This is a genomic window from Streptomyces sp. NPDC047061 (assembly GCF_040643955.1).
Lineage (GTDB): Bacteria > Actinomycetota > Actinomycetes > Streptomycetales > Streptomycetaceae > Streptomyces.
The window spans coordinates 50697-77467 of record NZ_JBEYVI010000011.1 but is presented as its reverse complement, the minus strand read 5'-3'; the positions used below and the strand labels follow the sequence as shown (position 1 = coordinate 77467).

Here is a 26771-nt window from a genome sequence, read left to right as displayed (position 1 = left end):
GTCAAGTCCGAGCCCGACCTGTCACGCGAAAGAGTGTCTTGACTTCCCTCGGCCACGATATATCGTGTTTCACGGGAGACGCGATATGGCGCGAGCCGGGCCATCGCGTTCGCATCCAGCCGACGCGACGAGTCGTCGCGTCCGGCCGCCGTGTCCGGCCCGAGGAGGTCCGCACCATGTCCAAGTCCGAGTGGTCCGTCGCCGAGCCCAGGAAGCTCGACTTCGACACCCCCGTGAGCGACCTGCACGTCCGCATCGTCAACGGAACAGTCAACGTCGTGGGCACCGACGAGGGTTCCACCCGCCTGGAGGTCTCCGAGATCGAGGGCCCGCCCCTGATCGTCACACAGGAGGGCGGCACCCTCACGGTGGCCTACGAGGACCTCCCCTGGAAGGGCTTCCTCAAGTGGCTCGACCGCAAGGGCTGGCGGCGCAGCGCGGTGGTCTCCCTCGCCGTCCCGGCGGACACCCGGGTGGAGGTGGGCGTGGTCGGCGCGGCGGCCGTGGTCTCCGGCATCACCGGCACCTCGGTGGTCAAGGGCGTCACCGGCGACACCACCCTGGTCGGTCTCTCCGGCGAGGTCCGCGCGGACACGGTGTCCGGGAACCTGGAGGCCCAGGCCGTCACCGGCAACCTGCGGTTCAACTCCGTCTCCGGCGACCTGACCGTCGTCGAGAGCTCGGGCTCCGCCGTGCGCGCCGACTCGGTCAGCGGCTCCATGATCATCGACCTGGACCCGGAGGGCCCGACCGACGTCCGGCTCACCAGCGTCTCCGGCGAGATCGCCATCCGGCTGCCGCACCCGGCCGACGCCGAGGTCGAGGCCAACACCGCGAGCGGCACGATCTCCAACGCCTTCGACGGGCTGCGGGTGCACGGCCAGTGGGGCGCCCACAAGATCACCGGCCGCCTCGGCGCGGGCACCGGCAAGCTCCGCGCCACCACGGTCTCCGGCTCCATCGCCCTGCTGCGCCGCCCGCCCAAGGAGGACGAGAACGTCGAGGACGTCGAGGACGTCATCGCGGACGGCGACACCGGCGACACCGCAGACGACACCACTGGCGGCACGACCGGCGGCACGACCGAAAAGAAGGTGCTCTGACATGCCCCCCGTCTTCGCCCACGGCCGCCTCCGCCTGTACCTCCTCAAGCTCCTGGACGAGGCCCCGCGCCACGGCTACGAGGTGATCCGGCTGCTGGAAGAGCGCTTCCAGGGCCTGTACGCCCCGTCGGCGGGCACCGTCTACCCCCGCCTCGCCAAGCTGGAGGCCGAGGGCCTGGTCACCCACACCACCGAGGGCGGCCGCAAGGTCTACGCCATCACGGACGCCGGCCGGGCCGAACTGGCGGACCGCAGCGGCGAGCTGGCCGACCTGGAGCTGGAGATCCGCGAGTCGGTGGCGGAACTGGCCGCCGAGATAAGGGCCGACGTGCGCGGCGCGGCCGGCGATCTGCGCCGCGAGGTGCGCGCGGCCGCCTCCGAGGCCCGGCACGGCGGCGGGACGGGCACCGGGGAGTTCGGCGACCTCGGTGACAAGGAGTCGTGGCGGGCCGCCAAGGAGGAGATGCGCCGGGTCAAGCAGGAGTGGAAGGAGCAGGCCCGCCGCGCCAAGGACGAGAGCCGCCGGGCCCGTGACGAGGCCCAGCGGGCCCGCCGGCAGGCCCAGGAGGCCCAGGCCCGGGCGCGGGCCCAGGCGCAGGAGGAGATGCAGCGCATCGCCCGCAGGGTGCAGGAGCACGTCCAGGACCACTTCGCGCGCGGCGACTGGCCGACGGGAGTCCGCGAGGGCCTCACCGAACTCGCCAAGGAGTTCGGCGAGTTCGGAAAGGACTACGGAAAGGACTTCGGCAAGGACTTCGGCTTCGCCGGCCGCACCGAGCCGGCCCCGGACACCGCTGCTGGTACCGGTACCAGCACCGACACTGGCCCGGGCCAGGGCACCGGCGCCGGAACGGGCCCGGACCTGCGCAAGCAGCCCCCCGCACCCGCCCCGGAGTACTCGCGGACCCCGGAGGACTTCCCGGCGCAGTACGCCCCCGTGTGGGCGCACGGCGACGAGACCGACACCGGCGACCCGGCCCGCGACCTCGACCGGCTCCTGGACCGTTTCCGCGACGACATCCGTGACGCGGCCCGCGACCACGGGGTCACCACGGACCAGCTCCGCGAGGCCCGCCGCCACCTGTCGACGGCGGCGGCCCACATAGGAGCGCTGCTGCGCACCCCGAAGCCCTGAAGCCCGGCCCCGGCCGTCCCCACCGTCAGGAGTTGGTCAGCACGATCTTCCCGAACTGGTCGCCGGACTCCAGCCGTTCGAAGCCCTCGCGGGCACGGTCGAGCGGGAGCAGCTCGTCGATGACCGGTCGTACTCCGGTGGCGGCGCAGAAGGCGAGCAGGTCCTCCAGTTCGTCCTTGGTCCCCATGGTCGAGCCCACGACCTTCAGCTCGAGGAAGAAGATCCGGGTCAGCTCGGCGTGCGAGGGGCGGTCGCCGCTGGTGGCACCGGAGATGACGATGGTGCCGCCGGGCCGCAGCGACTTCACCGAGTGGGACCAGGTGGCGGCACCGACGGTCTCGATGACGGCGTCCACGCGCTGGGGCAGCCGGGCCCCCGGCTCCACCGCTTCGACGGCACCCAGCTCCAGGGCCCGCTTGCGCTTGGCCTCGTCGCGGCTGGTGGCGAAGACCCGCAGCCCTGCGGCCCTGCCGAGCACGATCGCGGCCGTGGCGACACCGCCGCCCGCGCCCTGCACGAGGACCGAGTCGCCGGGGCGTACGCCCGCGTTGGTGAAGAGCATCCGGTAGGCCGTCAGCCAGGCGGTCGGCAGACACGCGGCCTCGGCGAACGACAGCTCCTTGGGCTTGGGCAGGATGTTCCAGGTGGGCACGGCGACCTGCTCGGCGAAGGTGCCCGGGTAGCGCTCGGTGAGGATGGACCGGGGCTCGTTCGGCCCGACCCCGTGGCCGCTCTGCCCGATCACGGAGTGCAGGACGACCTCGTTGCCGTCCTCGTCGACGCCGGCGGCGTCACAGCCGAGGATCATCGGCAGCCGGTCCTCGGGCAGACCGACGCCGCGCAGGGACCAGAGATCGTGATGGTTGAGTGAGGCGGCCCGAACGCTGACGGTACTCCAGCCGGACCGGGCCTCGGGGGCGGGACGCTCCCCCAACTCAAGGCCGGAGAGCGGCTGGTCGCGGTCGATTCGGGCGGCGTAGACGGCGAACATAGGGCCGACGATAGGTTCCCGGAGCCGGGGGCGAAACCGGGGGGCGCTGTGACACATACCCTCTTGCGCACAACGCCCCGTAAGGGGCGCGGGGAACTGCGCGCCCAGCCCCCACCCACCGGCACCCGACGACGCCCCCCACCCACCCCCCGACGCTCACCTCATAGGCACCCGAACGGGTGGGCGGGTGGGCAAAGAAATGGCCCCGCACCAGAAGCGCGGGGCCATTCGGGTCACCGTCGGGCGACCCCTTCGGCCCGCGCGGCCGCGGCCACCGCCGCGGTCACCGCAGGCGCAACCCGCTCATCGAAAGGAGACGGGATGACATAGTCGGCGGCAAGATCGTCGCCGACGACCGACGCCAGCGCCTCCGCCGCCGCGATCTTCATCCCCTCGGTGATCCGGGAGGCCCGCACCTGGAGCGCCCCCGCGAAGATCCCGGGGAACGCCAGCACGTTGTTGATCTGGTTCGGGAAGTCCGACCGCCCGGTCGCCACGACCGCCGCGTACTTGTGGGCGACGTCGGGGTGCACCTCCGGGTTCGGGTTGGCCATCGCGAAGACGAAGGCTCCCTCGGCCATCGAGGCGACGGCCTCCTCCGGGACCGTGCCGCCGGAGACGCCGATGAAGACGTCGGCGCCGGCCAGCGCGTCCTCCAGGGTGCCCTTGAGCCCGGCCTTGTTGGTGAACCCGGCGACCTCGCGCTTGACCGCGGTGAGGTCGTCGCGGTCGGCCGAGATGATGCCCTTGCGGTCGGCGAGGGCGACGTCCCCGATGCCGGCCTCGACCAGCATCTTGGCGATGGCGACCCCGGCCGCGCCGGCGCCCGAGATCACCGCCCGCAGCTGCCCGATCTCCCGTCGGCTGAGCCGCGCCGCGTTCCGCAGCGCCGCCAGCGTCACGACGGCCGTACCGTGCTGGTCGTCGTGGAAGACCGGGATGTCGAGCCGCTCCTGGAGCTTGCGCTCGATCTCGAAGCACCGCGGTGCCGAGATGTCCTCCAGGTTGACCCCACCGAAGGAGGGGGCGAGCCGGACGACCGTCTCCACGATCTCGTCGACGTCGGTGCAGGCGAGGGCGATGGGGACCGCGTCCACGCCGCCGAACTGCTTGAAGAGGATCGCCTTGCCCTCCATCACGGGGAGGGAGGCCTCGGGACCGATGTCCCCGAGACCGAGCACGGCCGTACCGTCGGTGACGACGGCCACGACGGACGACTTCCATGTGTAGTCGTTGACCAGGTCGGGCTGTTCCGCGATCGCGGTGCACACGCGCGCGACTCCGGGCGTGTACGCGAGGGAAAGGTCGTCCTTGTCACGGATCGGCACGGTGGCCTGCACGGCCATCTTGCCGCCGCGGTGCAGTGCGAACGCCGGGTCGAAGGAATCGAGGGGCTCGGCCCCGCCGTCCTGGTCCGTATTGCCCGACGCGCTGTCGCTGCGAGGATTGACGATCTCCGCTGCCACTTGTCTTACCCCTTAGGTATGCATGGTTTGAGGGTCGGCCACTCCCGGTGAGGGAGTGGGCGGGCACCGCGCAGGGCCCGATCACTGATACGTACGAGTGGCACGTACGAGCACCTGCGCGACGGGCGCGCCGCACACGCGCCCTGAGCCCCGGATGAGGGGTGTAAAGAACCTTCTTACCGGACGGACGGCGCTCCCGACGAGTCGAATAGGCGCAAGGTCACATCACGGATGTCGTAGACAGCCGACAGATGAGCGGCTGAGTGACCGGCGGACGATCATCGGGACGGCCCGGGATGAACCGGCGGTGAACCGTAGATCTTCCGGCCGGAAGGTCGGATTCCCGCAGATGTGCGGGGTGGCGGGTCGAGGAAGGACCGGCCTGACGCGTCACGGGGGTCACCCGTTATCCGATTTTGACATGGTGGCAGGTCTGCTTGGAGCAATCCCAATGGCAGGATGCCGTAAACCCACGAGGTCGCGACACCCGAAGGTGTGTGTTTCCGTCGACCCATCGGCATATCGACATATCAGACACATCGGTATATCGGCTTGTCCTACCCACCGCCGGAGGAACCCACCATGACCGCACGCTCCACCCGTCGTACCACCATCTCGCGCTCCAGGATTGCCGCGTTCGGTGCGATCGCGGTCGCCGGCACCCTCATCCTCACCGGATGCGGTGACCAGACGGACAAGGGCGGCGACGGCGGCTCCTCCTCGACGTCCTCGGCCCCGCTGGCGAGCAAGCTGCCGGACGACATCCGCAAGGCCGGCGTGATCAAGGTGGGCTCCGACATCGCCTACCCGCCGGTCGAGTACATGGAGAACGGCAAGGCCGTCGGCGTCGACCCGGACATCGCGGACGCGCTGGGCAAGCAGCTGGGTGTCAAGTTCGAGTTCCAGAACGGCAAGTTCGACCAGCTCATCGTGGGTCTGCAGGCCAACCGCTTCAACGCGATCATGTCGGCGATGAACGACACGAAGGCCCGCCAGGACGGCGTCGACTCCGACACCGGCAAGAAGGTCGGCAACGGCGTCGACTTCGTCGACTACTTCACCGCCGGCACCTCGATCCTGGTCCAGAAGGGCAACCCGAAGGGCGTCCAGTCCCTGGACGACCTGTGCGGCCAGGTCGTGGCCCTGCAGAAGGGCACCACGTCCGAGGGCATCGCCAAGGCGCAGAGCACGAAGTGTACGAAGGACGGCAAGAAGGCCATCACGCTGCAGACCTTCGACACCGACCCCGAGGCGCTGCTCCGTCTGAAGCAGGGCGCCTCCGTCGCCGACCTGAACGACTTCCCGGTGGCCGCCTACAACGCCAAGACGTCCGGCAGCGGCAAGGACTTCGAGGTCGTCGGCGAGCAGATCGAGGCCGGCCCGTACGGCATCGCGGTCAGCAAGGAGAACACCCAGCTGCGCGACGCGATCCAGGCCGCCGTGGCCGCCATCATCAAGAACGGCGACTACCAGAAGATCCTGGAGAAGTGGAACGTCACGCAGGGCGCGGTGACCGAGTCGAAGATCAACGGCGGCTCCTGACCACCCCGGTCGCGACTGAAGGGCCGTCACTGTGACTGACACGGTCGACAAGACTCCGGCGCCGTCCGTGCCGCCGGAGCAGATCAAGGCGATCCCGGTGCGCCACTACGGGCGCTGGGTGGCCGCCGCGGTGGTCATCGCCATCCTGGTGCTGATCGGCATCGCGTTCTCCAACGCGGACATCAACTACGGCATCATCCCGGGCTACGTCGTCGACGGGACGATCCTGTCGGGCGCCTGGCACACGCTGTACATCTCGGTCCTGGCCATGGTGCTGGGCCTGGTCCTGGGTGTGATCCTGGCGATCATGCGGATGTCGTCGAATCCGGTCACCAGCACGGTGGCCTGGTTCTACATCTGGTTCTTCCGGGGCACCCCGGTCCTGGTCCAGCTGCTGCTCTGGTACAACATCGCGCTCGTGTTCCCCATCCTCAACCTGGGGTTCTACAAGGACGAGATGAACCAGGTGATGACGCCGTTCCTGGCGGCGCTCCTGGGCCTGGGCCTGAACGAGGCCGCGTACATGTCGGAGATCGTCCGGGCCGGCATCCAGTCGGTCGACGAGGGCCAGACGGAGGCCTCGCACGCGCTGGGCATGACCCAGGCCCAGACGCTGCGCCGGGTGATCCTGCCGCAGGCGATGCGGGTCATCGTGCCTCCGACGGGCAACGAGTACATCAACATGCTGAAGACGTCGTCGCTGGCGTCCGTGGTCCAGTTCCCCGAGCTGATCAAGCGGGCCACGGACATCTCCAGCACCTCGCTCGCGGTCGTCGAGATGTATTTCGTGGCGTGCATCTGGTACCTGTTCCTCACCACGATCTTCAGCATCGTCCAGTACTACATCGAGCGCCATTACGCCCGCGGTTCGTCGCGCAGCCTGCCGCCGACGCCGCTGCAGCGACTGCGGAAGAACCTGTCCCGGTGGGGCTCGTTCCGTCGCCCGGAGGTGGCCCGATGAGCGGTCTCGCGAAGGACATCACCCCGCCGAGCAGCGGGGCGCCGATGGTCAAGGCCGAGGGCGTGCACAAGTCGTTCGGTCTTGCGCACATCCTCAAGGGCATCGACCTGGAGGTGCTGCCGCGCGAGGTGTTCTGCCTGATCGGCCCGTCCGGTTCCGGCAAGTCCACCTTCCTGCGGTGCATCAACCACCTCGAGAAGATCAGCGCCGGCCGGCTCTACGTCGACGGCCACCTGGTCGGCTACCGGCAGCACGGCGACAAGCTCCACGAGCTGAAGGAGAAGGAGGTCGCGGCGCAGCGGCGGGACATCGGCATGGTGTTCCAGCGCTTCAACCTCTTCCCGCACATGACGGCCCTGGAGAACGTCATGGAGGCGCCGGTCCAGGTCAAGGGCGAGACCAGGGCGGTGGCCCGGGAGCGGGCGCAGCGCCTGCTCGACCGGGTCGGCCTCGGCGACCGTACCGGGCACTACCCGGCGCAGCTCTCCGGCGGCCAGCAGCAGCGTGTCGCGATCGCCCGCGCGCTCGCCATGCAGCCGAAGCTGATGCTCTTCGACGAGCCGACCTCCGCGCTCGACCCGGAGCTGGTCGGCGAGGTCCTGGACGTGATGCGGGACCTGGCCGAGGACGGCATGACGATGATCGTCGTCACCCACGAGATGGGCTTCGCCCGCGAGGTCGGCGACAGCCTGGTCTTCATGGACGACGGCGTGGTGGTCGAGTCCGGCCACCCGCGCGACGTCCTGACCAACCCCCAGCACGACCGGACGAAGTCGTTCCTGTCGAAGGTGCTGTAGCCGTACGGCGCGGAAGGGGCGGTACGAGCCTGCTCGTACCGCCCCTTCGGTCTGCCTGCGCCCTACTTGACGGCGAGCAGCAGCGTGTCCGAGGGCGAGCACCACACCGCCCGGGCCTCCCCGAACCCCTGCTCGCGCAGCACGCGCGCGTGCCAGGCCGCCGAGGGCATGTCGCCGTCCGCGTGCTCGCCGTAGATCTCGAAGCGGCGGGCCGTCGGCCCGGCGAGCGCCGGGTCCTGCGCCGCCAGCTGCCACCACTCGGCCCAGTCCAGCGCCCCCGCCGCCTTGGCCTGATCCATACGCAGATGCCGCTGCGCCCGTTCCGCCGCATTGATCCGGGGCGTGCTGTCGTCGATCATGTGGTCCGCGTTCATGAAGAGACCACCGTCGCGGACGAGTCCCGCGACCTGACCGTAGAGGGCCGCGAGGGGTTCACTGTGCAGCCAGTGCAGGGCCGTGGCGGTGAGGACCGCGTCGTACGAGTCGTACGGCAGCCTCGCGGTCCACTCCGGGTCCTTGAGGTCGGCGGTGACGAGCGTGACCCGGTCGTCGCCCGCGAAGGTGCCCTCGGCGATGGCGAGGAGGGCCGGGTCGAGGTCGACCCCGGTGCTCAGCGCGTCCGGGAAGCGGGCGAGCAGCCGGGCGGTGATGCTGCCGGTGCCGCACGCGAGGTCGAGGACCCGCGGTGCCGTACCGACGAGCGCCTCCACCATGTCGAGCATGATCCGGAACCGCTCCTCGCGGTCCGGCATGTACCACTCCTGCTGCCGGTCCCAGCTCTCCTGCCAGGCACCCCAGTCGGTCCCGGCCCCGGCCTCGGCGCCGGTCGTGCTCGTAGTCGTGGTCGTGGTCGTGGTCGTCGGCGCGTCCGTCATGGCAACCCTCCACCGCACAAGGCTCGTAATACCCTGGAAGCACGACCGGCTGTTACCCGACCGCACGACCGACCCTAGAGTGCCCGCGTAAGGACTACAAGTGGAACTGGCCTATTACTCGGATTACGCCGTCCGGCTCGTCAACAGCGAGGAACCGGCCCGGGGCAAGGACTCCCTGACCTCGGTCGAGGCCGTCCGCGATCTCTTCGGCGGCAACCAGCAGGCCGCCCGGCGTGCCACCGACGCCGACCTCACCCGCTTCCGCTCGGTCCGGGCCCGGCTGCGCGCCGTCTTCGAGGCGGCCGACAAGGGCGAGGAGACCCTCGCCGTGGACCTGCTGAACTCACTCCTGCTGGAGTTCCCGGTCAGCCCGCAGATCTCCGGGCACGACTTCCGGGACGAGGACGGCCGCCCGCTGTGGCACATGCACCTGGCCGACCACCCCTCCAACGCCACCGCCGGCTACACGGCGATCGCGGCGATGGGCCTTGCCTTCCACCTCACCGAGTACGGCGTCGACCGCCTCGGCCTGTGCGAGGCGGCACCGTGCCGCAACGCCTACCTCGACACCTCGACCAACCGCTCCCGGCGCTACTGCTCGGACCGCTGCGCGACCCGCGCCAACGTGGCCGCCTACCGGGCCCGCAAGCGCCTGGAGGCGGAGCGTCCCGAACGGTCCGACGACAGCACCGGCCTGGCGGCCGAGAGCGCCCAGCGCACCAGCGCGAGCGGCGAACGCTGATCCGCCCGGCGCGGCCGCCAGCGGAACAGGGCCCGGCCGAGGATGAGCTCCTCCGGCACGGTCCCGTAGTCCGTGCTGTCCCCGCCCGCGTACGCGTTGTCCCCGAGTACCCACCAGCCACCCTCGCGCGGCTCCACGGCCCGCTTGACGACCAGCAGGTCCTGCTGGAAGGGGTGGCGCAGGACGACGACGTCACCGGCCCGTACCCGGGCCCCGTACCGCACCAGGAGCTGATCCCCCTGGTACAGCGTGGGCACCATGGACGGGCCGGTCACCTCGGCCAGTCCATAGGGCGCGGCGCCCCTCCCCCGCTCGGTCTCCTGCGACAGCTCCGGCATCCCCGGCACCTCCCCGGTCCGTTCCTCCACCAGTCTCAGTCTGACCCTGGACTTTTGTCCTAAGCCCATGGGGGCACTCGCGAAATCGCGCTTCCCAGGGAGTAATGTCCCACCTGAGAAGACGATCACGAGGAAGGAATGCTCCATGCTTTCCCGCCTGTTTGCCCCCAAGGTCAAGGTCAGCGCGCACTGCGACCTGCCCTGCGGTGTGTACGACCCGGCCCAGGCCCGCATCGAGGCGGAGTCGGTGAAGGCCGTGCAGGAAAAGATGGCCGCCAACGACGACCCGCACTTCCAGGCGCGCGCCACCGTCATCAAGGAGCAGCGTGCCGAGCTCGCCAAGCACCACGTCTCGGTGCTCTGGAGCGACTACTTCAAGCCCCCGCACTTCGAGAAGTACCCCCAGCTGCACGTGCTGGTGAACGACACCCTGAAGGCCCTGTCCGCCGCCAAGGCGTCCACGGACCCGAAGACCGGCGAGAAGGCCCTGGAGCTCATCGCCGAGATCGACAAGATCTTCTGGGAGACCAAGAAGGCCTGACTCGCGCCCGTTCAGGTTGCGAGGTCTTGTCCGGCCGCGCCCGGCCCGATGGACCGCCGTTCACGGTGGTTCGGAGGGGGCGGGCGCGGTCTTTTTTTCCGGCGGGGCGGCTACGGGCTAGGAGGCGGCCGCCAGTTCCTTGAGGGGGGCGCCGGTCAGGCGGCAGGTGCGCCACTCGTCCAGGAACTCCGCGCCGAGCGACCGGTAGAAGCCGATGGCCGGTTCGTTCCAGTCCAGCACCGCCCACTCGAAGCGCTCGAAGCCGCTGCGCAGGCAGTGTGCGGCGAGGGCGGCGAGCAGGGCCCTGCCGTGGCCGCCGCCGCGGACGTGCGGGCGTATGTAGAGGTCCTCCAGATGCATGCCGCGGACTCCGGTCCAGGTCGAGAAGGTCGGGAACCACACGGCGTAGCCCGCGAGTTCACCCGTGCTCTCGTCCTCGGCAAGCAGTGCGTGAGCCGCCGGGTGGGGGCCGAACAGCGCCTCGCGGAGCTGCTCCTCGGTGGCCCGGGCCTGCTCCACGGCCCGCTCGTAGGAGGCGAGTTCACGGATCATGGCGTGGATCTCGGGGATGTCGTTCTCGGTGGCGGCGCGGATCATGCAAGGGATGATGAGTCACCGGGCCGATTCCTGTCCATCCGCCCGCACCCGCTCAGCCGCCGGCACGGCGACCGCGGCGAGGCGGCCGGCGTGGCGCCGGAAGGAGATCGTCTTGGTGACGGCCTGGAGCAGGTTGGCCACGGCCAGGGCGGTCCACAGCCCGGGCAGTCCGGCCGCGTCGGCGACCGGTACGGACACCGCGGCCAGGATCCCGAACCACACCGCCGTCGACACCAGGCTCGGCCCGGCGCGCTTGAGCCCGACGAGCCCGAAGCCCGCGACCGCCTGCAGGGCGTCGGTGACCACCACGGCCAGGACCAGCGGCAGCAGCCGGGCCACCTGGTCCGCCACGGCCGGGGTCCCGGTGAACAACCGCAGCACCGGGTCCCGGAATACCAGGAGTACGGCCCCGAGCACGCCGACCGCGCACAGCGCCACCCGCATCCCGGCCCACACGCTGCCGCGGACGCGGACGGCGTCCCCTGTCGCAGCGTATCCGGCGATCAGCGGGACCGTGGCCTGGCCGACCGCCACCGCCACGGTGAAGACCACGTTCACCAGCGCCTCCGAGACACCGTGCACGGCGGCGCTGTCCGTGCCGATCCGAGCGGCGGCGAGGGTCAGCACCCCGAGCACCGAGAACTTCGCCAGCACGGTCGCGCCGAGCGGGATCCCCACCCGGGCCAGCCGCAGGACCATCCGCGGATCCGGCCGGCCGGGACGGATCCGCCGGTCGGCCAGGACGGTACGGCGGCGCAGCGCGTGCTGGTTGAGAACGGCGCCGACCAGGGCGGCGGCGAGCACGGCCAGGCCGGCGCCGGTCAGACCACGGCTCGGCAGCGGTCCCGGGCCGCCGACGAGCAGCACCGACAGCGTCACGGAGACCGCGGTGCCCACCAGCCCGGACCGCATCACCTGGCCGGACCGGCCGAGGGCGACCAGCACGGAGGTCGCCGACGAGCCGACCGCGATCAGCAGCACCGCGCCGGCCAGCAGCCAGGGGAACACCCCGAGCGCGTCGAGGACCTCGGGCCGGACCCCGAACGCGCCGCCGAGCAGCGGCACGGCCGCCACCGCCGCCGCACAGACCCCGCCCACCGCGAACGCCAGCCACATGCCCCCGCGGACCAGCGGCAGCAGCTCCTCGGGGTCGTCCCGGTGCGGCGCGACGAACGGCATCACCCCGCGCAGCGCACCCGCCACCGCGGCCGTGGCCGGGCTGAAGACGGCCACCGTGACGGCGAACGCGGCCAGGGAGACGGTGGCGTGGCGGCCCAGGAGCGCCGTGTCGACGAGCGAGGCCGCCGCCGCGGCGAGGGTGGACACGTACAGCGGCAGCGCCGCCCGGGCGATGATCGTGGACGCACGGCGAGCGCTCACGCCGTCACACGGTTGTCGCCGGGGCCGTTCACGAGCGCAATCTGGATCACGGACTCCATCATTGGTGAGCCCGTCGGCCGTGTCGGGCCGATTTTGCGCCAAGTCGGTGGGCGGACCCGGGGGTTGCCGGGGTACGTACGCGGAAGGGCCGGTCGGACGTCCGACCGGCCCTTCGTCAGGTGGCGCTAATGTCCGCCGTGGTCGTCCTCGCCCGCCTCCAGCAGGCCTGCCGCCGCACCCACGATCCGCGGGTCCGGGCTGCCGACGACCTCCTCGTCCTTGTCGGCGTAGTCGAAGCGGGCCAGCACGCTGCGCATGGCCTCGACCCGGGCCCGCTTCTTGTCGTTGCTCTTCACCACGGTCCAGGGCGCGTACTCGGTGTCCGTCTCGCGGAACATCGCGACCTTCGCCGCCGTGTAGTCGTCCCAGCGGTCCAGCGAGGCCAGATCCATGGGGCTGAGCTTCCACTGCCGTACCGGGTCGACCTGGCGGATGGTGAAGCGGGTCCGCTGCTCGCTCTGCGAGACCGAGAACCAGAACTTCACCAGGTCCACCCCGTCGTCCACCAGCATCCGCTCGAACAGCGGGGCCTGCCGCATGAAGCGCCGGTACTGGTCGTCCGAGCAGAAGCCCATGACCCGCTCGACGCCGGCCCGGTTGTACCAGGAGCGGTCGAACATCACGATCTCGCCGGCGGTCGGCAGGTGCTCGACGTACCGCTGGAAGTACCACTGGCCGCTCTCGCGCTCCGTGGGCTTCTCCAGCGCCACCACGCGCGCGCCACGGGGGTTCAGGTGCTCCGTGAAGCGCTTGATGGTGCCGCCCTTGCCCGCGGCGTCCCGGCCCTCGAAGACGATGACGATCCGGCGTCCCGTCTCCTTGATCCAGGTCTGCAGCTTCAGCAGCTCGATCTGCTGGAGCCGCTTGTGCCACTCGTACTCCTTGCGCTCCATGCGCTGCGGGTACGGGTAGTTCTCCCGCCAGGTGTCGATCGGGGATCCGTCCGGGCGGATGAGTACGGGGTCGTCCGGGTCGCTGTAGTCGACCTTCAGGTCGGCCAGGTCGGACAGCAGGTCCGGCGTCGTCATCCAGTCCTCCTCAGCGGCTTGTGGGTCGGTGGGTCAGTGGAACTGCGGCACGATCAGGTAGATGCCGTACGCCACCACCGCCACGCAGGCGAGGAAGCACAGCCCTGCCTGGGCGGCGCCGACCGCGCTGGTGCCGCCCTGCTCCTTGGCGCCCTCGTAACGAGCGAGCCCGAGGACGCCCAGAGCGAAGACAACCACCACTGCGAATGTAACTCCGATGCTCACCGCGGTGACCTCGCCGAGTGCGGTCCAGTCGATGTTCATGGAAACTCCCTCACTCAGGCGGCGGTGCCGACGTTGGACGGGGGCGTGGGGCGGACGGCGACCTCGTGGCCGTCGTTGACGTTCTTCGCGTCGATCGGGTTGCGGCGCGACAGCAGGACGATGCCGGTCGCGAGCGCGGCGCCGACCAGCGCGACCACGACCGTGCCGAAGTTGCCGCCGTGCTTGACGGCGGCGGCGGAGACGCCCCCGACCAGCGCCGCGCTGGGCAGTGTGATCACCCAGGCGGCCACCATGCGGCCGGCGATGCCCCAGCGGACCTCCGCGAGCCGCCGGCCGACGCCCGCGCCGAGGATGGATCCGGAGGCGACCTGCGTGGTGGACAGGGCGAAGCCCATGTGCGCGGAGGTCAGGATGACCGCCGTGGAGGCGGTCTCCGCCGCGAAGCCCTGCGGGGACTGGATCTCGGTCAGGCCCTTGCCCATGGTGCGGATGATCCGCCAGCCGCCGATGTAGGTACCGAGGGCGATGGCGAGACCCGCGGTGAAGATGACCCAGACCGGCGGGCCGGCGTCGCTCGGGAGCGCGCCGACGGAGATCAGGGTCAGGGTGATGATGCCCATGGTCTTCTGGGCGTCGTTGGTGCCGTGGGCGAGCGAGACCAGCGAGGCCGAGCCGATCTGCCCGAGCCGGAAGCCCTTGGTCACGGACTCCTCACGGCCGCGGGTGGTGATCTTGTACGCGCAGTACGTCGCGATCAGCGCGGCGACGCCCGCCACCACCGGCGAGGCGAACGCCGGGATGATGATCTTCTCGACGACCTTGTCGAAGTTGATCGCGCCGGAGCCCGCGCCGACCCACACGGCGCCGATCAGCCCGCCGAACAGCGCGTGCGAGGAGCTGGAGGGCAGCCCGACCAGCCAGGTCACCAAGTTCCACAGGATCGCCCCCACCAGGCCCGCGAAGATCATCGCCGGGGTCACCTTGGCGTCGTTCACAATGCCGCCGGAGATCGTCTTGGCGACCTCCGTCGAGAGGAAGGCTCCGACCAGGTTCAGCACACCGCTGATCAGAACGGCTGTCTTCGGTTTCAGCGCGCCGGTCGCGATGGACGTGGCCATCGCGTTCGCCGTGTCGTGAAACCCGTTGGTGAAGTCGAACGCAAGCGCAGTGACGATCACGACCGCCACGAGGAACGTGATGTGGTCCATTCCTTTATGCAAACAAGGACGGACCAATTGCGCGAGAACCAGAGACAAACGGCCGTCCAAAAACAGGCCCCGCTCGTGTGGGTGATGTGCATGCCATGCTGGGCGGATGACCCTGGAGGATCTGCGGCGGCTGCGCCGGGCGCGCGACCGCATGGACCGCGAGTACGCCGAGCCGCTCGACATGGCCGAGCTCGCCCGTACGGCGGTGATGTCCCCCGGCCACTTCCAGCGCAGCTTCCGCAAGGCCTTCGGCGAGACGCCGTACAGCTATCTCATGACCCGGCGGGTCGAGCGGGCCAAGGCGCTGCTGCGCCGCGGCGACCTCACGGTGACAGAGGTGTGCATGGCGGTCGGCTGTACGTCACTGGGCTCCTTCAGCTCGCGGTTCACCGAACTGGTCGGGGAGACGCCGAGCGCGTACCGGGCGCGGGACCACGAGGAGAGCACGGTGATCCCGTCCTGCGTGGCCCGGACGTTCACCCGCCCACGCCGCCGGCCGTACTGACCGCACGCGACCGACCTCACGAAACCGACCGCACGCGCGGCCGGACGTTTCCTCCTAGCCTGACCCCATGGACGTACAACTCGCGCAGTGTTTCATCGCCGTCGACGACCACGACAAGGCGCTGGCCTTCTACCGTGACGTCCTCGGCCTGGAGGTCCACAACGACGTGGCGTTCGAGGGGATGCGGTGGGTGACCGTCGGGTCGCCGCAGCAGCCGGGTGTGGAGATCGTGCTGGAGCCGCCGGGCGCCAACCCGGACGCCTCGCCCGCCGACCGGCAGGCCATGGCCGAGCTGCTCGCCAAGGGCATGCTGCGCGGCGTGATCTTCTCCACCTCGGACTGCGACGCGCTGTACGAGCGGGTGCGGGAGCACGGCGGCGACGTGATCCAGGAGCCGACGGACCAGCACTGGGGAGTGCGGGACTGCGCGTTCCGGGACCCCGCGGGCAACCTGCTGCGCTTCACGGAACGCCGGGCGGCCGGGTAGCGCATTTACGATCACCGCATGAGCATCCGCTGGACGTACGCCTTCGCCGACCGCCCCGCAGCGCACCTCGCCTCCGCCCAGGCGTTCTGGACGGCCGTCACGGGCACCTTCCTCTCCGCACCGCGTGGCGAGGACGACGAGTTCGTGACCCTGCTGCCGGCCTCCGGCATCGACGCCTGCGTCAAGCTCCAGGGTGTCTGGTCCGGCCCCGGCGGGGCCCACCTGGACCTCTGCGTCGAGGACGTGCCCGGCCTCGTGAAGCGGGCCCGGGAACTCGGCGCCGAGACGGTCGCCGAGCACGACGGCTGGGCCGTCCTGCGCTCGCCCGCCGGGCAGTTGTGGTGCGCCGGGCCCTGGCACGGGGAGTCGGTACGGCCGCCGGTCGTGGCGGGCAGCCGGCTCGACCAGGTCAGCCTCGACATCCCGCCGGCCGCGTACGAGACGGAGACCGCGTTCTGGGCGGAGCTGACCGGCTGGGAGCTGCTGGCCGGCTCGCTGCCGGAGTTCCGGGTGCTGCGGCCGCCGGCCGGCCTGCCCGTGCGGATCCTGCTCCAGCGGCTGGACGACGAACAGCCCGCCGCCGCTCACCTCGACCTGGCCTGCGCGGACATCCCGGCGACCCGTGCCCGGCACGAGGAACTCGGCGCCGTGCACGTGACCGACGGCCGCCACTGGACGGTGATGCGCGACCCGGCGGGCGGCGTCTACTGCCTGACCGGCCGCGACCCGGAGACCGGCGGCCTGCCGAGCCGGGGCTGACAGCAGACGGTGGGGCTTCCTCGAACCGGGCCCGAGGAGATCGCGCGCCGATGAGTTTCCCGCGCCGCGCCGGTCTGTACGCCGGACACCCACGGACGGAAGGCTGGGCCATGCGGAAACTGATCTACGGCATGAACCTGACCCTGGACGGCTACATCGCCGCGGTCGGCGACGACATCGGCTGGAGCGGACCGCCGAGCGACGAGCTGTTCCAGTGGTGGCTCGAACTCGAGCAGGCGAGCGGCCTGTCGCTGTACGGGCGCAAGCTGTGGGAGACGATGAGCTCCTACTGGCCGACCGGCGACCAGCAGCCGGGCGCCACCCCGGCGGAGATCGAGTTCGCGCGGACCTGGCGGGACACGCCGAAGGTGGTGTTCTCCTCGACGATCGACAAGGTCGACTGGAACACCCGCCTGGTCACCGGCGACGCGATCGCCGAGATCACCCGGCTCAAGGCCGAGGACGGCGCCCCGATGCACATCGGCGGCGCGACGCTCGCCGCGGCGGCCATGCGCGCCGGGCTGATCGACGAGTACGCGATCGCCGCCCATCCGGTCCTGGTGGGCGGCGGCACGCCGTTCTTCACCGCGCTGGACGGCTGGGTGAACCTGAACCTGGTGGAGACGCGGACGTTTCCCGGCGGCGTGGTCCTGACCAGGTACGAGACGAGGCGCTGAGCAGCAGCACCCCACGCGCCGGCCCGACCGCGTCGTCGCCCTAGGCGGCCGGGTGCCGGGTCCAGGGCTCCACGTCCACCACGGCCGTGACGGGTATCGGTCCGTACACGTGCGGGAACTCCTCGCCGCCCGGCTCCGGCGCCTCCCACTTCACCGGGGCGCCGACCCGGGCCGGGTCGACGACCAGGACCACCAGGTCGTCCGGGCCGTCGTAGGAGCCGTACAGGAAGGCCGCCACGCGCGGGAGTTGGTCGCGGGTGGAGCAGTGGATGAAGCCCTCCTCCTGGAGGGTGCGGCCGCGGGTGGACATCTCGTAGCCGCCCCGGGCGTGGGCCTCGTCCCACAGGGAGCGTTCGGTGATGTGCAGGATGTTCGGGAGTCCGGTCATGCGGACACGCTACGGTCTGCGCCCGGCGGGTCCGGGCGGCGGGGGCCGGGATGGCGGGGGCCGGGGCGGTGACGCCTCCTGCGGGCCCGGCGGGCCGGTCTGCTCGCCGCAGTGGGGGTTGCGGCAGGGACCGGGTCCCCAGACCGGAACCCAGGCACCCAGCGTCTTGTGCCGCCGCACCACGCGCTCGACAGGCTGTCCGCAGACCGGACAGACCTGGTCCTGGCTGTCCATGCCCCCAGCGTAGGCCCGGCCCGGCGACCGTGCCCGCCGCCGGACGGGAATCGCCGGACGGGAATCGCCGGACGGGAATCGGCGGGCCCCGCGCACCGTGGGGATGCGCGGGACCCGTCGGGCCGGAGCCCCCGGAGAACCGTGCGGGGTCAGGAGCCGCGCGGTCCCGGGGACTCCGGGGTCTTCACCTGCTGCGCCGGGTCACGAACTCGGCGAGCGCGAGCAGTCCGCCGGCCCCCTCCGGATCGGGCACGGCACGGGCGAGCTCCTGCATCGCCCGTGCCATCCGGTCGGCCGCCTCGGACTGCGCCCAGTCACGGCCGCCCGCCCGCTCCACGGCCAGTGCGGTACGCGCGATCTCGTCGGCGTCGGCCCGCACATGCGGCTCGGCGTACAGCTCGGCGAGTTCGGCTGCGGCCGGGGTGCCGGAGGTGAGGGCCGCGACGACCGGCAGGGACTTCTTGCGGGCGGCCAGGTCCGCGCCGGCCGGCTTGCCGGTGCGCCGTGGATCACCCCATATCCCGATGACGTCGTCGATCAGCTGGAAGGCCAGCCCGGCCTGGCGGCCGAAGCCGTCGAGCGCCGCCACCTCCGCGGCTCCGGCCCCCGCGTACAGCGCGCCCAGGGCGCAGGCGCAGCCGAGCAGCGCCCCGGTCTTGGCCTCGGCCATGGCGAGCACCTCGTCGAGGGTGACCTCGTCGGGCGCCCGGTCCTCCATGGCCGTGTCCGTGTGCTGTCCGGCGCACAGTTCGAGAACGCAGTCCGCGAGCCGGGCGGCGGCCGTCCCGGACGCCGGGTGCGGGTCCTCGGCGAGCAGCCTGAGGGCCAGCGCCTGGAGGGCGTCCCCGGCGAGGATCGCGTCGGCGTCGCCGAACACGGTCCACGCGGTGGGCCGGTGCCTGCGCGAGGTGTCCCGGTCCATGACGTCGTCGTGCAGCAGCGTGAAGTTGTGCACCAGCTCCACGGCGGCCGCGGCCCGGACGGCGGCCGCGCGGGCCGCCCGTCCGCCGAGCGCGTCGGCGGCGGCCAGGACCAGCGCGGGCCTGATGGCCTTGCCCGCGTTGCCGTCCGCCGGGGTGCCGTCCGCGTGCTCCCAGCCGAAGTGGTACCGCGCGATCCGCCCCATCGAGGCGGGCAACGAGGCTACGGCGGTGCGCAGTTCGGGGTCGACGGACGCCCGGACCCGCTCCAGTATCGCCGCCGCCTCGGACCCGTCGGGCGGCTCCGTCCTCCCCGACGGCAGCTGCGTGGCACGCTGCTGCCGCTCCGTCACGAACTCGGCCATGGCCTCCCCCTCGCGGAGTGCGCGTACCGTGGCGTCTCCGCCCCGGCTCGGCACGTACCCCGAGGGTGTACCCGCCCCGGAGGGCGGGGACACGGCCACCAAGTGCGGAAACGTCACCTCCAGCGGCCGATCTCGACGTTCTCCAGCACTCCGAGGGCGTCCGGGACCAGAACGGCGGCCGAGTAGTAGGCCGTGACCAGGTAATTGATGATCGCCTGCTCGTTGATGCCCATGAAGCGGACCGAGAGGCTCGGCTCGATCTCGTCGGGGATCCCGGACTGCCTCAGGCCGATGACGCCCTGGTCGTTCTCGCCGGTACGCATGGCGATGATCGAGGTGGTCCGGGCCTCGGTGACCGGGATCTTGTTGCAGGGGTAGAGCGGGACTCCGCGCCAGGTCGGGATGCGGTTGCCGCCGATCTCGACGGTCTCCGGGACCAGCCCGCGCTTGTTGAGCTCACGCCCGAAGGCGGCGATCGCGCGCGGGTGGGCGAGGAAGAGCTTGGTGCCGCGCCGACGGCTGAGCAGCTCGTCCATGTCGTCCGGGCTGGGCACGCCGTCGTGCGGCTGCAGCCGCTGGTCGTACTCGCAGTTGCTGAGCAGGCCGAACTCCCGGTTGTTGATGAGTTCGTGCTCCTGGCGCTCCTTCAACGCCTCGACGGTGAGCCGCAGCTGATGCTCGGTCTGGTTCATCGGCTGGTTGTAGAGGTCGGCCACGCGGGTGTGGATGCGCAGCACGGTCTGGGCGATGCTCAGCTCGTACTCACGCGGCCGGGCCTCGTAGTCGACGAAGGTGTGCGGGATGTCGGGCTCGCCGCTGTGGCCGGCCGCGAGGGCGACCTCCTTCTCGCCGTACTTGTTGGTGCGCTGCTCGGGGATCGCGCGCAGCTGCTGAAGGTGCTCGCGCAGGGAGTCGGCGCGCTCGGCGACCTGCTCGAAGTCCTGCCGGGACAGGGTGAGCACGGTGCAGGCCGTGTCCGCGCGGGCGGTGTACTCCCAGATGGCGTCCGGGTCGATGAGGCCCTGCTCGCCGAAGTAGGCGCCGTCGGCGAGGACACCGAGCACCGCGTCGTCGCCGTAGGGGCCGGTGCCGATCTTCTCCACGCGGCCGTGGGCCAGCAGGTGGACCTCGTCCGCCCCGTTGCCGAACGAGGCGATGACCTCGCCCGGGGCGAAGTCGCGCTGCCGGCAGCGCTGGGCCAGCTCCGCCAGTACCTCGACGTCCTCGTACGACCGCAGGACGGGCAGCTCGCCCAGCTCCGCGGGGATGACCTCGACCCGGTCGCCGGTCTTCAGGAAGGTGATACGGCCGTCGCCGACCGTGTAGGTGAGCCGGCGGTTCACCCGGTACGTGCCGCCCTGTACATCGACCCAGGGCAGCGTCCGCAGCAGCCAGCGGGAGCTGATCTCCTGCATCTGTGGCGCGGACTTGGTCGTGGTGGCCAGGTTCCGCGCTGCCGCCGTGTCCAGAGACTGCTGCGGCTTGCCCTGATCCGTGCGGACCTCTTCGCCTACCGACATAAGGAAATGCCCTCCCATACCTGCGCGGGCGCCGAACTGCCCACGCATCGGTCTCACGGGCCACCCTTTCATCACGGAGCGTGCCTGGACCATTACCCGAAAGAGCGGGAATAGATCATCGGACTACTGGGCATGCCGACACATCCCACCACCCATCGGTCCCTGATATACCGACTTGTCCGGATCGAATCGCACAGGATCCGAACGCGTTCGAACGAGACTGGCCCGGAAAGCCCGACTTCTGTAGAAAGCCCAGAAGATCTGGAAGATCCAGACAGTTCAAGACGGTGCAGACAGTTCGGATGCGAAGGAGGCGGTCATGGCCCCACCCATGTCCGCGGGCACTTTCCTCGACGTGTTGCGGAACGAGGGCGTCACGGTCGTCGAGGTCGGCGAATGGCAGGAGCACAACCGGAACCACAAGGGCCCCTGGGGGCCCGTCCACGGCGTGATGATCCACCACACGGTGACCCACGGCGCCGAACGCACGGTCCGGCTCTGCTACGACGGCCGCCCCGACCTCCCCGGACCGCTGTGCCACGGCGTCGTCACCAAGGACGGCACGGTCCACCTCGTCGGCTACGGCCGCGCCAACCACGCGGGAGCGGGCGACGACGACGTGCTGCGCGCGGTGATCGCCGAGAAGGCCCTGCCCCCCGACAACGAGGCGAACACCGACGGCAACCGGCACTTCTACGGCTTCGAGTGCGAGAACCTGGGCGACGGCGCGGACCCCTGGCCCGAGGCCCAGCTGGAGGCGATCGAGAAGGTGGCCGCCGCGGTGTGCCGGCAGCACGGCTGGTCGGAGCGGTCGGTGATCGGGCACCTGGAGTGGCAGCCGGGAAAGGTGGACCCGCGCGGCTTCTCGATGGCCTGGCTGCGCGAGCGCGTCCGGGACCGGCTGAAGTGAGTCCGCGCGGCCGCCCCGGGCGACAATGACGACGTGACCAGCGCGGACATACTCACCCCCCGGCTCCCCTCCCCGCTGCAGGAGGCGACCGACGACCGTTTCGCCCGGCACGGCGTCCGTCTCCTGCTCAAGCGGGACGACCTGATCCACCCGGAGCTGATCGGCAACAAGTGGCGCAAGCTGGTCCCCAACATCGAGGCGGCGGCCGGCCGGCCGCTCGTCACGTTCGGCGGGGCGTACTCCAACCACCTGCGCGCCACGGCCGCCGCGGGCCGTCTGCTCGGCTTCCGGACGGTGGGCGTGGTGCGGGGCGAGGAGCTGGCCGGCCGGCCGCTGAATCCCTCGCTGGCGCGGTGTGCGGCCGACGGGATGCGGCTGCACTTCGTCGACAGGTCGACGTACCGACGCAAGGCCGAGCCGGACGTGCTGGCCGGTCTGCTGCGGGCGGCGGGGGCCGAGGACGCGTACGTGGTGCCGGAGGGCGGCAGCAACGCGGCCGCGGTACGAGGCTGCCGGGCCCTCGGCGCGGAGCTGCGGGGGCGGGCCGACGTGGTGGCGATCGCCTGCGGGACCGGGGGCACCCTGGCCGGACTGGCGGCCGGACTGGGGGCGGGACAGCGGGCGTTGGGCGTGCCGGTGCTGCGGGGCGGGTTCCTGGCGGCGGAGATACGGCGGTTGCAGGAGGAGGCGTTCGGGGGGCGGCGCGGGCAGTGGTCGCTCGACGAGCGGTTCCACTTCGGCGGGTACGGGCGTACGACACCGGAACTCGACGCCTTCGCGGCGGACTTCGAGGAGCGGCACGGGGTCCGCGTGGAGCGGCTCTATGTCGCCAAGTTGCTGTACGGACTGGTCGAGCTGGCGCGCGAGGGCGGCCTGGGACGGGACGTGGACGTGGTGGCGGTGCTGACGGCCTGATCAGGGGGCGGACTTCGGGGTGCGGAGTTTCTGGAGCAGGTCGGTCCGCATCTTCGACGCGAGCAGCGGGCCGGCGTCCGCGGCGGTCAGCGGCTCGGCGGCGAGCGGGATCATCCGGTCCCGCCGGGCCGGCGCGGCCGTCCGCTCGTCGTGCGACCGGCGGCCGTCCGCGAAGTAGGCCCGGGACAGCACCGCGACCACCGCGTCCGCCGAGGTCAGCGCCTCGACCATGCGCTGGACGAAGTCGTCGCCGGTGCGCCAGTCCCAGACGTCCGGGATCACGGTGTGCCCGGCCTGCTCCAGGTGCCACCCTGTCCCCACGTTCCGGCCGCGTCGGTCCAATGATCCCCCGCCGGACCGGCGGCAGGGGGTGAATACGCCGACTCACCCGGCCTCGCGGTACGCGGCAGCCTCCTCCAGGTCGAGCCGGCGCAGCAGGGTGCGCAGCATCTCGTCGTCGATGTAGCGGTGGTCGCGGAGGCGGACGAAGACCGTGCGTTCGGCGCTGATCATCTCGCGGGAGAGGCGGCGGTAGGTGTCGTCGACCGACTCGCCGGTGACGGGGTTGGTCTGGCCGAGGCGTTCCCAGACGGCGTTGCGGCGGCGCTCCAGGACCGTGCGGAGGCGGTCGGCGAGCGGGGGCGGGAGTTCGTTGCGGTCGTCGGAGAGGAGTTCGTCGAGCCGGGCCTCGGCCCTGCGGGAGGCCTGGGCCTGGGCGTTCGCCTCGGCGAGGGTCTCGGCCTGCGGGTCGCGGCCGGGGAAGTCCAGCCGGCGGATCAGCGGGGGCAGGGTCAGGCCCTGCACGACCAGCGTGCCGATGACGGTGGTGAAGGTCAGGAACAGGATCAGGTTGCGGTGCGGGAAGGCGCCGCCGCCGTGCACGGTGACCGGGATCGAGAAGGCGATGGCCAGGGAGACCACCCCGCGCATCCCCGCCCACGCCGTCACCATCGCGCCCTTCCAGGTGGGGTTCGCCTCCCGGTCGCGGATCCGCGAGGAGAGGATCCGGGGCAGGAAGGCCGCCGGGTAGACCCAGGCGAAGCGGGCCGCGACCACCACCAGGAAGACGGCCACCGCGTACCAGGCGGCCTGCGCGCCCGCGTACTGCCCGAGTCCCTTGAGGACGATCGGCAGCTGGAGGCCGATCAGGGCGAAGACGGCCGACTCCAGGATGAAGGCGACCATCTTCCACACCGCTTCCTCCTGGAGCCGGGTGGCGAAGTCGACCTCCCAGGCCCGGTGGCCGAGATAGAGGGCGACGACCACGACGGCGAGGACGCCGGAGGCGTGGAACTGCTCGGCGACGCCGTAGGCGACGAAGGGGATCAGCAGGGACAACGTGTTCTGGAGCAGCGGCTCCTTCAGGTGGGTGCGCAGCCAGTGCAGCGGCGCCATCAGGATCAGGCCGACGCCCACCCCGCCCACCGCCGCGAGCAGGAACTCCTCGATGCCGCCGACCCAGGTGGCGCCCTCGCCGACGGCCGCCGCGAGGGCGACCTTGTAGGCGGTGATCGCGGTGGCGTCGTTCAGCAGCGACTCGCCCTGAAGGATCGTCGTGATCCGGGACGGCAGACCCACCCGCCGCGCGACCGCCGTCGCCGCCACCGCGTCCGGCGGGGCCACCACCGCGCCCAGCACCAGGGCGGCCGGCAGCGGCATGCCCGGGACGAGCAGGTAGACCGCCCAGCCGACCACGAAGGTCGCGAAGAGCACGTATCCGACGGAGAGCAGCGCGACCGGCCGCAGCTGGGCACGCAGGTCGAGATAGGAACTGTCGGACGCCGAGGTGTAGAGGAGCGGGGGCAGCAGCAGCGGCAGGACGACCTCGGGGTCGAGGGTGTAGTCCGGGATGCCGGGGATGTACGACACCACCAGCCCGACGGCCACCAGGAGCAGGGGCGCAGGCACCGGAGTGCGCCGGGCCGCCGCCGCGATCGCAGCGCTCCCCGCCACCAGCAACAGCAGTGGCATCACATCCATGATCCTCGCCCGCCCTCGTTTTTCGCGCGGCCACCCGCACACCCGTCGTAATCTGGCAATCATGAAACAGTGCACGCACCGCGACGCGCTGCCGCACCCGGAGCCCGACCCGCTGAACGAGACGTGCCCGGAGTGTCTCGCCAAGGGGTGGCACCCGGTACAGCTGCGGCTCTGTCTGACCTGTGGCCACGTCGGCTGCTGCGACTCGTCGCCGGGAAGACATGCGACAGGCCACCACGAGACGTCGGGCCACCCCATAATGCGGACGTTCGAGCCCGGCGAGGACTGGCGCTGGTGCTTCGTCGACCACGTGCTCGTGTGACACTGCACTACGGCTGCTGAAGACCACAGCACCGAAGGTTCGACGGTTCGACACCGGGGTACGTCAACCCGGCGCGCGCTCTTCCCAATTGGGCAAGGCAGACCTCTAGACACGGAGCGTATCCACAGGTTTACTGTGAGTGACGCCAGGGGGTTGGGGTCCCGGGGACAGAAAAGTTCGGAGCGCGGTAGCGTCACCGCTGAACCACGTAGTGCGTTACCCCGGGGGGCGACCCTCGGCCCCGAAAAGCTTGTACCACCATGGAGGTGAGGGTGTCCCAGATCGCAGGCGAGCCCGCGACCCAGGACTTCGTGGAAGTCCGGCTGCCGGCTGCGGGTGCCTACCTGTCGGTGCTGCGCACGGCCACGGCCGGTCTCGCCGCCCGCTTGGACTTCACCCTGGACGAAATCGAGGATCTGCGCATCGCGGTCGACGAGGCCTGCGCGATCCTGCTCCAGCAGGCCGTTCCCGGCTCGGTGCTCAGCTGTGTCTTCCGCCTCGTCGACGACTCGCTGGAGGTCACGGTCTCCGCCCCGACCACGGACGGCCACGCCCCCTCGCGCGACACTTTCGCCTGGACCGTGCTCTCGGCCCTGGCGGGCAAGGTCTCGTCGGCCGTCGACGAGGACAAGACCGTGTCGATCAGCCTCTACAAACAGCGCGGCGCGGGACCCGGGCCGGCGTGAGGAACGGGGACGGGCCGGTGCGGGACGAAGAGCGCGGCACACGGGAGCTGCCGGCCGGGGGCGAAGGCCCCGAGGCCGGCTCCCGCCGCATGGCTGACGGCATCGACGGCATCCCGGAGCAGGCCAGGCCGCACCCGGAGGACCCCTCCGCGCAGGTCGGTCTGGAGGGTGCCGTGCAGAGCGCGCCCCCGGAAGGTCGGAACGGGGTCGCGGCCCCGCACCGAGCCGGGGCGAAGGCTCGTGGAAGGGCGACGGGCGGGACGATGAGCGAGCACGAGCGATACGCCGAGGACCAGGCGCTGGCCGCAGAGGTGGTGCAGGCGACCCAGCACGAACCTCAGGTCCGCAGCGAACCTCAGGACCGCAGCGGCGCGCGCGCCCTGTTCGTCGAGCTGCGCGGCCTGAAGGAGGGCAGCGCCGAGTACGCGGAGCTGCGCAACCGGCTGGTCCGCATGCATCTGCCGCTCGTGGAGCACCTCGCGCGCCGGTTCCGCAACCGCGGCGAGCCGCTGGACGACCTGACCCAGGTCGCCACCATCGGCCTGATCAAGTCGGTGGACCGGTTCGACCCGGACCGGGGCGTGGAGTTCTCGACGTACGCCACTCCCACCGTGGTCGGCGAGATCAAGCGCCACTTCCGCGACAAGGGCTGGGCGGTCCGCGTCCCGCGCCGTCTCCAGGAGCTGCGCCTCGCGCTCACCACCGCCACGGCGGAGCTGTCCCAGCAGCACGGCCGCTCCCCCACGGTCCACGAGCTGGCCGAGAAGCTCGCGATCTCGGAGGAGGAGGTCCTGGAGGGCCTGGAGTCGGCCAACGCCTACTCCACGCTGTCCCTGGACGTCCCCGACACCGACGACGAGTCCCCGGCGGTCGCCGACACCCTCGGCGCGGAGGACGAGGCCCTGGAGGGCGTCGAGTACCGCGAGTCCCTCAAGCCCCTGCTGGAGGACCTCCCGCCCCGAGAGAAGCGAATCCTTCTCCTCCGCTTCTTCGGCAACATGACCCAGTCCCAGATCGCCCAGGAGGTCGGCATCAGCCAGATGCACGTCTCCAGGCTGCTGGCGAGGACCCTGGCCCAGCTCCGGGAGAAGCTGCTGGTGGAGGAGTAGGTCCC

Annotated in this window: 31 protein-coding genes; 16 read left to right on the top strand and 15 right to left on the bottom strand. The window is 71.1% G+C overall.

Features of this window, described 5'->3' with window-relative positions:
• The first annotated feature begins 176 nt into the window (after positions 1-176).
• Both ABZ887_RS18285 and ABZ887_RS18280 read left to right on the top strand, forming a co-directional pair.
• Positions 177-1103 carry a DUF4097 family beta strand repeat-containing protein gene (locus ABZ887_RS18285; RefSeq protein ID WP_361290063.1) on the top strand — a complete coding sequence of 309 codons (927 nt, stop codon included), beginning with the start codon at positions 177-179 and terminating at the stop codon, positions 1101-1103.
• Position 1104: 1 nt separating this feature from the next.
• The gene (locus ABZ887_RS18280) at positions 1105-2238 is read left to right on the top strand and encodes a PadR family transcriptional regulator (protein WP_361290060.1); all 1134 of its coding nucleotides are present in this window, start codon (positions 1105-1107) and stop codon (positions 2236-2238) included.
• 25 nt (positions 2239-2263) lie between these two features.
• Here the strand turns inward: ABZ887_RS18280 and ABZ887_RS18275 are convergent, their stop codons facing one another.
• A complete protein-coding gene (locus tag ABZ887_RS18275) occupies positions 2264-3229 on the bottom strand; it encodes a zinc-binding dehydrogenase (RefSeq protein ID WP_361290057.1) in 966 nt (321 codons plus the stop codon).
• 233 nt (positions 3230-3462) lie between these two features.
• Complete coding sequence (locus tag ABZ887_RS18270; protein WP_361290054.1) at positions 3463-4695, bottom strand: NADP-dependent malic enzyme; 1233 nt, start codon at positions 4693-4695, stop codon at positions 3463-3465.
• Between the two features lie 582 nt (positions 4696-5277).
• Here ABZ887_RS18270 and ABZ887_RS18265 point away from each other — a divergent pair.
• Genes ABZ887_RS18265 through ABZ887_RS18255 form a run of 3 tightly spaced genes read left to right on the top strand, consistent with a single transcriptional unit; the run spans position 5278 to position 7995 of the window.
• Positions 5278-6237, top strand: a complete 960-nt coding sequence (locus tag ABZ887_RS18265; protein WP_361290052.1) for an ABC transporter substrate-binding protein — start codon at positions 5278-5280, stop codon at positions 6235-6237.
• Positions 6238-6268: 31 nt separating this feature from the next.
• Positions 6269-7198: an amino acid ABC transporter permease gene (locus ABZ887_RS18260; RefSeq protein WP_361290049.1), complete on the top strand. Its 930-nt coding sequence runs from the start codon at positions 6269-6271 to the stop codon at positions 7196-7198.
• Positions 7195-7995 (top strand): amino acid ABC transporter ATP-binding protein, encoded by an 801-nt coding sequence (locus tag ABZ887_RS18255; protein WP_361290046.1) that lies wholly within the window; start codon positions 7195-7197, stop codon positions 7993-7995. The genes ABZ887_RS18260 and ABZ887_RS18255 overlap by 4 nt, the downstream gene beginning before the upstream one ends.
• Before the next feature lie 62 nt (positions 7996-8057).
• Here the strand turns inward: ABZ887_RS18255 and ABZ887_RS18250 are convergent, their stop codons facing one another.
• Positions 8058-8870: a class I SAM-dependent methyltransferase gene (locus tag ABZ887_RS18250; protein WP_361290043.1), complete on the bottom strand. Its 813-nt coding sequence runs from the start codon at positions 8868-8870 to the stop codon at positions 8058-8060.
• A 100-nt stretch (positions 8871-8970) separates the two neighbouring features.
• Here ABZ887_RS18250 and ABZ887_RS18245 point away from each other — a divergent pair, with 100 nt between their 5' ends.
• Entirely contained in the window at positions 8971-9612 is a 642-nt protein-coding gene (locus ABZ887_RS18245; RefSeq protein WP_361290040.1) for a CGNR zinc finger domain-containing protein, read from the top strand.
• Here ABZ887_RS18245 and sodX read toward each other — a convergent pair.
• On the bottom strand, positions 9504-9950 hold the full coding sequence (gene sodX, locus ABZ887_RS18240; RefSeq protein ID WP_361290451.1) for a nickel-type superoxide dismutase maturation protease: 447 nt from the start codon (positions 9948-9950) through the stop codon (positions 9504-9506). The two genes, ABZ887_RS18245 and sodX, sit on opposite strands and share 109 nt — an antisense overlap.
• A gap of 145 nt (positions 9951-10095) precedes the next feature.
• Between sodX and sodN the strand changes: the two genes are divergently transcribed.
• A complete protein-coding gene (gene sodN / locus ABZ887_RS18235; protein ID WP_055634112.1) occupies positions 10096-10491 on the top strand; it encodes a superoxide dismutase, Ni in 396 nt (131 codons plus the stop codon).
• 117 nt (positions 10492-10608) lie between these two features.
• Here sodN and ABZ887_RS18230 read toward each other — a convergent pair whose 3' ends face one another.
• From ABZ887_RS18230 to ABZ887_RS18210, 5 genes are all read right to left on the bottom strand, one after another.
• A complete protein-coding gene (locus tag ABZ887_RS18230; protein WP_361290036.1) occupies positions 10609-11088 on the bottom strand; it encodes a GNAT family N-acetyltransferase in 480 nt (159 codons plus the stop codon).
• Positions 11089-11103: 15 nt separating this feature from the next.
• Positions 11104-12468, bottom strand: coding sequence for an MATE family efflux transporter (locus ABZ887_RS18225; protein WP_361290033.1), 1365 nt, complete (start codon positions 12466-12468; stop codon positions 11104-11106).
• 185 nt (positions 12469-12653) lie between these two features.
• On the bottom strand, positions 12654-13556 hold the full coding sequence (ppk2, locus tag ABZ887_RS18220) for a polyphosphate kinase 2 (protein WP_361290030.1): 903 nt from the start codon (positions 13554-13556) through the stop codon (positions 12654-12656).
• A 33-nt stretch (positions 13557-13589) separates the two neighbouring features.
• On the bottom strand, positions 13590-13820 hold the full coding sequence (locus ABZ887_RS18215; protein ID WP_361290027.1) for a hypothetical protein: 231 nt from the start codon (positions 13818-13820) through the stop codon (positions 13590-13592).
• A 14-nt stretch (positions 13821-13834) separates the two neighbouring features.
• Positions 13835-14989, bottom strand: coding sequence for an inorganic phosphate transporter (locus ABZ887_RS18210; RefSeq protein WP_361290024.1), 1155 nt, complete (start codon positions 14987-14989; stop codon positions 13835-13837).
• 106 nt (positions 14990-15095) lie between these two features.
• Here ABZ887_RS18210 and ABZ887_RS18205 point away from each other — a divergent pair, with 106 nt between their 5' ends.
• The 4 genes from ABZ887_RS18205 (at position 15096) to ABZ887_RS18190 (ending at position 17417) form a co-directional block, all read left to right on the top strand.
• The gene (locus ABZ887_RS18205) at positions 15096-15494 is read left to right on the top strand and encodes a helix-turn-helix transcriptional regulator (RefSeq protein ID WP_089098831.1); all 399 of its coding nucleotides are present in this window, start codon (positions 15096-15098) and stop codon (positions 15492-15494) included.
• 67 nt (positions 15495-15561) lie between these two features.
• The gene (locus tag ABZ887_RS18200; protein WP_361290020.1) at positions 15562-15981 is read left to right on the top strand and encodes a VOC family protein; all 420 of its coding nucleotides are present in this window, start codon (positions 15562-15564) and stop codon (positions 15979-15981) included.
• A gap of 18 nt (positions 15982-15999) precedes the next feature.
• Entirely contained in the window at positions 16000-16740 is a 741-nt protein-coding gene (locus ABZ887_RS18195; protein ID WP_361290017.1) for a VOC family protein, read from the top strand.
• 110 nt (positions 16741-16850) lie between these two features.
• Positions 16851-17417, top strand: coding sequence for a dihydrofolate reductase family protein (locus ABZ887_RS18190; RefSeq protein ID WP_361290448.1), 567 nt, complete (start codon positions 16851-16853; stop codon positions 17415-17417).
• Between the two features lie 40 nt (positions 17418-17457).
• Here ABZ887_RS18190 and ABZ887_RS18185 read toward each other — a convergent pair whose 3' ends face one another.
• From ABZ887_RS18185 to ABZ887_RS18170, 4 genes are all read right to left on the bottom strand, one after another.
• Positions 17458-17805, bottom strand: a complete 348-nt coding sequence (locus ABZ887_RS18185; RefSeq protein WP_361290014.1) for a DUF952 domain-containing protein — start codon at positions 17803-17805, stop codon at positions 17458-17460.
• A gap of 9 nt (positions 17806-17814) precedes the next feature.
• A complete protein-coding gene (locus ABZ887_RS18180) occupies positions 17815-18039 on the bottom strand; it encodes a hypothetical protein (protein WP_361290012.1) in 225 nt (74 codons plus the stop codon).
• Between the two features lie 184 nt (positions 18040-18223).
• A complete protein-coding gene (locus ABZ887_RS18175; protein WP_361290009.1) occupies positions 18224-19324 on the bottom strand; it encodes a family 2 encapsulin nanocompartment cargo protein polyprenyl transferase in 1101 nt (366 codons plus the stop codon).
• A gap of 113 nt (positions 19325-19437) precedes the next feature.
• Positions 19438-20844 (bottom strand): family 2B encapsulin nanocompartment shell protein, encoded by a 1407-nt coding sequence (locus ABZ887_RS18170; RefSeq protein ID WP_361290006.1) that lies wholly within the window; start codon positions 20842-20844, stop codon positions 19438-19440.
• Positions 20845-21163: 319 nt separating this feature from the next.
• Between ABZ887_RS18170 and ABZ887_RS18165 the strand changes: the two genes are divergently transcribed.
• Together ABZ887_RS18165 and ABZ887_RS18160 are read left to right on the top strand one after the other, a co-directional pair.
• The gene (locus ABZ887_RS18165; protein ID WP_361290003.1) at positions 21164-21754 is read left to right on the top strand and encodes an N-acetylmuramoyl-L-alanine amidase; all 591 of its coding nucleotides are present in this window, start codon (positions 21164-21166) and stop codon (positions 21752-21754) included.
• Positions 21755-21787: 33 nt separating this feature from the next.
• Positions 21788-22669, top strand: coding sequence for a pyridoxal-phosphate dependent enzyme (locus tag ABZ887_RS18160; RefSeq protein WP_361290000.1), 882 nt, complete (start codon positions 21788-21790; stop codon positions 22667-22669).
• Here ABZ887_RS18160 and ABZ887_RS18155 read toward each other — a convergent pair whose 3' ends face one another.
• Positions 22670-22990 carry a toll/interleukin-1 receptor domain-containing protein gene (locus ABZ887_RS18155; RefSeq protein ID WP_361289997.1) on the bottom strand — a complete coding sequence of 107 codons (321 nt, stop codon included), beginning with the start codon at positions 22988-22990 and terminating at the stop codon, positions 22670-22672. It lies immediately after the preceding gene.
• Between the two features lie 63 nt (positions 22991-23053).
• The gene (locus ABZ887_RS18150) at positions 23054-24649 is read right to left on the bottom strand and encodes a Na+/H+ antiporter (protein WP_361289994.1); all 1596 of its coding nucleotides are present in this window, start codon (positions 24647-24649) and stop codon (positions 23054-23056) included.
• Positions 24650-24710: 61 nt separating this feature from the next.
• Between ABZ887_RS18150 and ABZ887_RS18145 the strand changes: the two genes are divergently transcribed.
• The 3 genes from ABZ887_RS18145 (at position 24711) to ABZ887_RS18135 (ending at position 26766) form a co-directional block, all read left to right on the top strand.
• Entirely contained in the window at positions 24711-24971 is a 261-nt protein-coding gene (locus tag ABZ887_RS18145) for a UBP-type zinc finger domain-containing protein (protein WP_361290445.1), read from the top strand.
• Between the two features lie 272 nt (positions 24972-25243).
• A complete protein-coding gene (locus ABZ887_RS18140; protein ID WP_004925829.1) occupies positions 25244-25657 on the top strand; it encodes an anti-sigma regulatory factor in 414 nt (137 codons plus the stop codon).
• A complete protein-coding gene (locus ABZ887_RS18135) occupies positions 25654-26766 on the top strand; it encodes an RNA polymerase sigma factor SigF (protein WP_361289991.1) in 1113 nt (370 codons plus the stop codon). The genes ABZ887_RS18140 and ABZ887_RS18135 overlap by 4 nt, the downstream gene beginning before the upstream one ends.
• Positions 26767-26771 lie beyond the last annotated feature (5 nt).

Coding starts and splice junctions, on each gene's coding strand:
- ABZ887_RS18285 (WP_361290063.1), top strand. CDS start 177: ATGTCCAAGTCCGAGTGGTCCGTCGCCGAGCCCAGGAAGCTCGACTTC.
- ABZ887_RS18280 (WP_361290060.1), top strand. CDS start 1,105: ATGCCCCCCGTCTTCGCCCACGGCCGCCTCCGCCTGTACCTCCTCAAG.
- ABZ887_RS18275 (WP_361290057.1), bottom strand. CDS start 3,229: ATGTTCGCCGTCTACGCCGCCCGAATCGACCGCGACCAGCCGCTCTCC.
- ABZ887_RS18265 (WP_361290052.1), top strand. CDS start 5,278: ATGACCGCACGCTCCACCCGTCGTACCACCATCTCGCGCTCCAGGATT.
- ABZ887_RS18255 (WP_361290046.1), top strand. CDS start 7,195: ATGAGCGGTCTCGCGAAGGACATCACCCCGCCGAGCAGCGGGGCGCCG.
- ABZ887_RS18250 (WP_361290043.1), bottom strand. CDS start 8,870: ATGACGGACGCGCCGACGACCACGACCACGACCACGACTACGAGCACG.
- sodX (WP_361290451.1), bottom strand. CDS start 9,950: ATGCCGGAGCTGTCGCAGGAGACCGAGCGGGGGAGGGGCGCCGCGCCC.
- sodN (WP_055634112.1), top strand. CDS start 10,096: ATGCTTTCCCGCCTGTTTGCCCCCAAGGTCAAGGTCAGCGCGCACTGC.
- ABZ887_RS18230 (WP_361290036.1), bottom strand. CDS start 11,088: ATGATCCGCGCCGCCACCGAGAACGACATCCCCGAGATCCACGCCATG.
- ppk2 (WP_361290030.1), bottom strand. CDS start 13,556: ATGACGACGCCGGACCTGCTGTCCGACCTGGCCGACCTGAAGGTCGAC.
- ABZ887_RS18215 (WP_361290027.1), bottom strand. CDS start 13,820: ATGAACATCGACTGGACCGCACTCGGCGAGGTCACCGCGGTGAGCATC.
- ABZ887_RS18210 (WP_361290024.1), bottom strand. CDS start 14,989: ATGGACCACATCACGTTCCTCGTGGCGGTCGTGATCGTCACTGCGCTT.
- ABZ887_RS18205 (WP_089098831.1), top strand. CDS start 15,096: ATGACCCTGGAGGATCTGCGGCGGCTGCGCCGGGCGCGCGACCGCATG.
- ABZ887_RS18200 (WP_361290020.1), top strand. CDS start 15,562: ATGGACGTACAACTCGCGCAGTGTTTCATCGCCGTCGACGACCACGAC.
- ABZ887_RS18195 (WP_361290017.1), top strand. CDS start 16,000: ATGAGCATCCGCTGGACGTACGCCTTCGCCGACCGCCCCGCAGCGCAC.
- ABZ887_RS18190 (WP_361290448.1), top strand. CDS start 16,851: ATGCGGAAACTGATCTACGGCATGAACCTGACCCTGGACGGCTACATC.
- ABZ887_RS18185 (WP_361290014.1), bottom strand. CDS start 17,805: ATGACCGGACTCCCGAACATCCTGCACATCACCGAACGCTCCCTGTGG.
- ABZ887_RS18180 (WP_361290012.1), bottom strand. CDS start 18,039: ATGGACAGCCAGGACCAGGTCTGTCCGGTCTGCGGACAGCCTGTCGAG.
- ABZ887_RS18175 (WP_361290009.1), bottom strand. CDS start 19,324: ATGGCCGAGTTCGTGACGGAGCGGCAGCAGCGTGCCACGCAGCTGCCG.
- ABZ887_RS18170 (WP_361290006.1), bottom strand. CDS start 20,844: ATGTCGGTAGGCGAAGAGGTCCGCACGGATCAGGGCAAGCCGCAGCAG.
- ABZ887_RS18165 (WP_361290003.1), top strand. CDS start 21,164: ATGGCCCCACCCATGTCCGCGGGCACTTTCCTCGACGTGTTGCGGAAC.
- ABZ887_RS18150 (WP_361289994.1), bottom strand. CDS start 24,649: ATGGATGTGATGCCACTGCTGTTGCTGGTGGCGGGGAGCGCTGCGATC.
- ABZ887_RS18145 (WP_361290445.1), top strand. CDS start 24,711: ATGAAACAGTGCACGCACCGCGACGCGCTGCCGCACCCGGAGCCCGAC.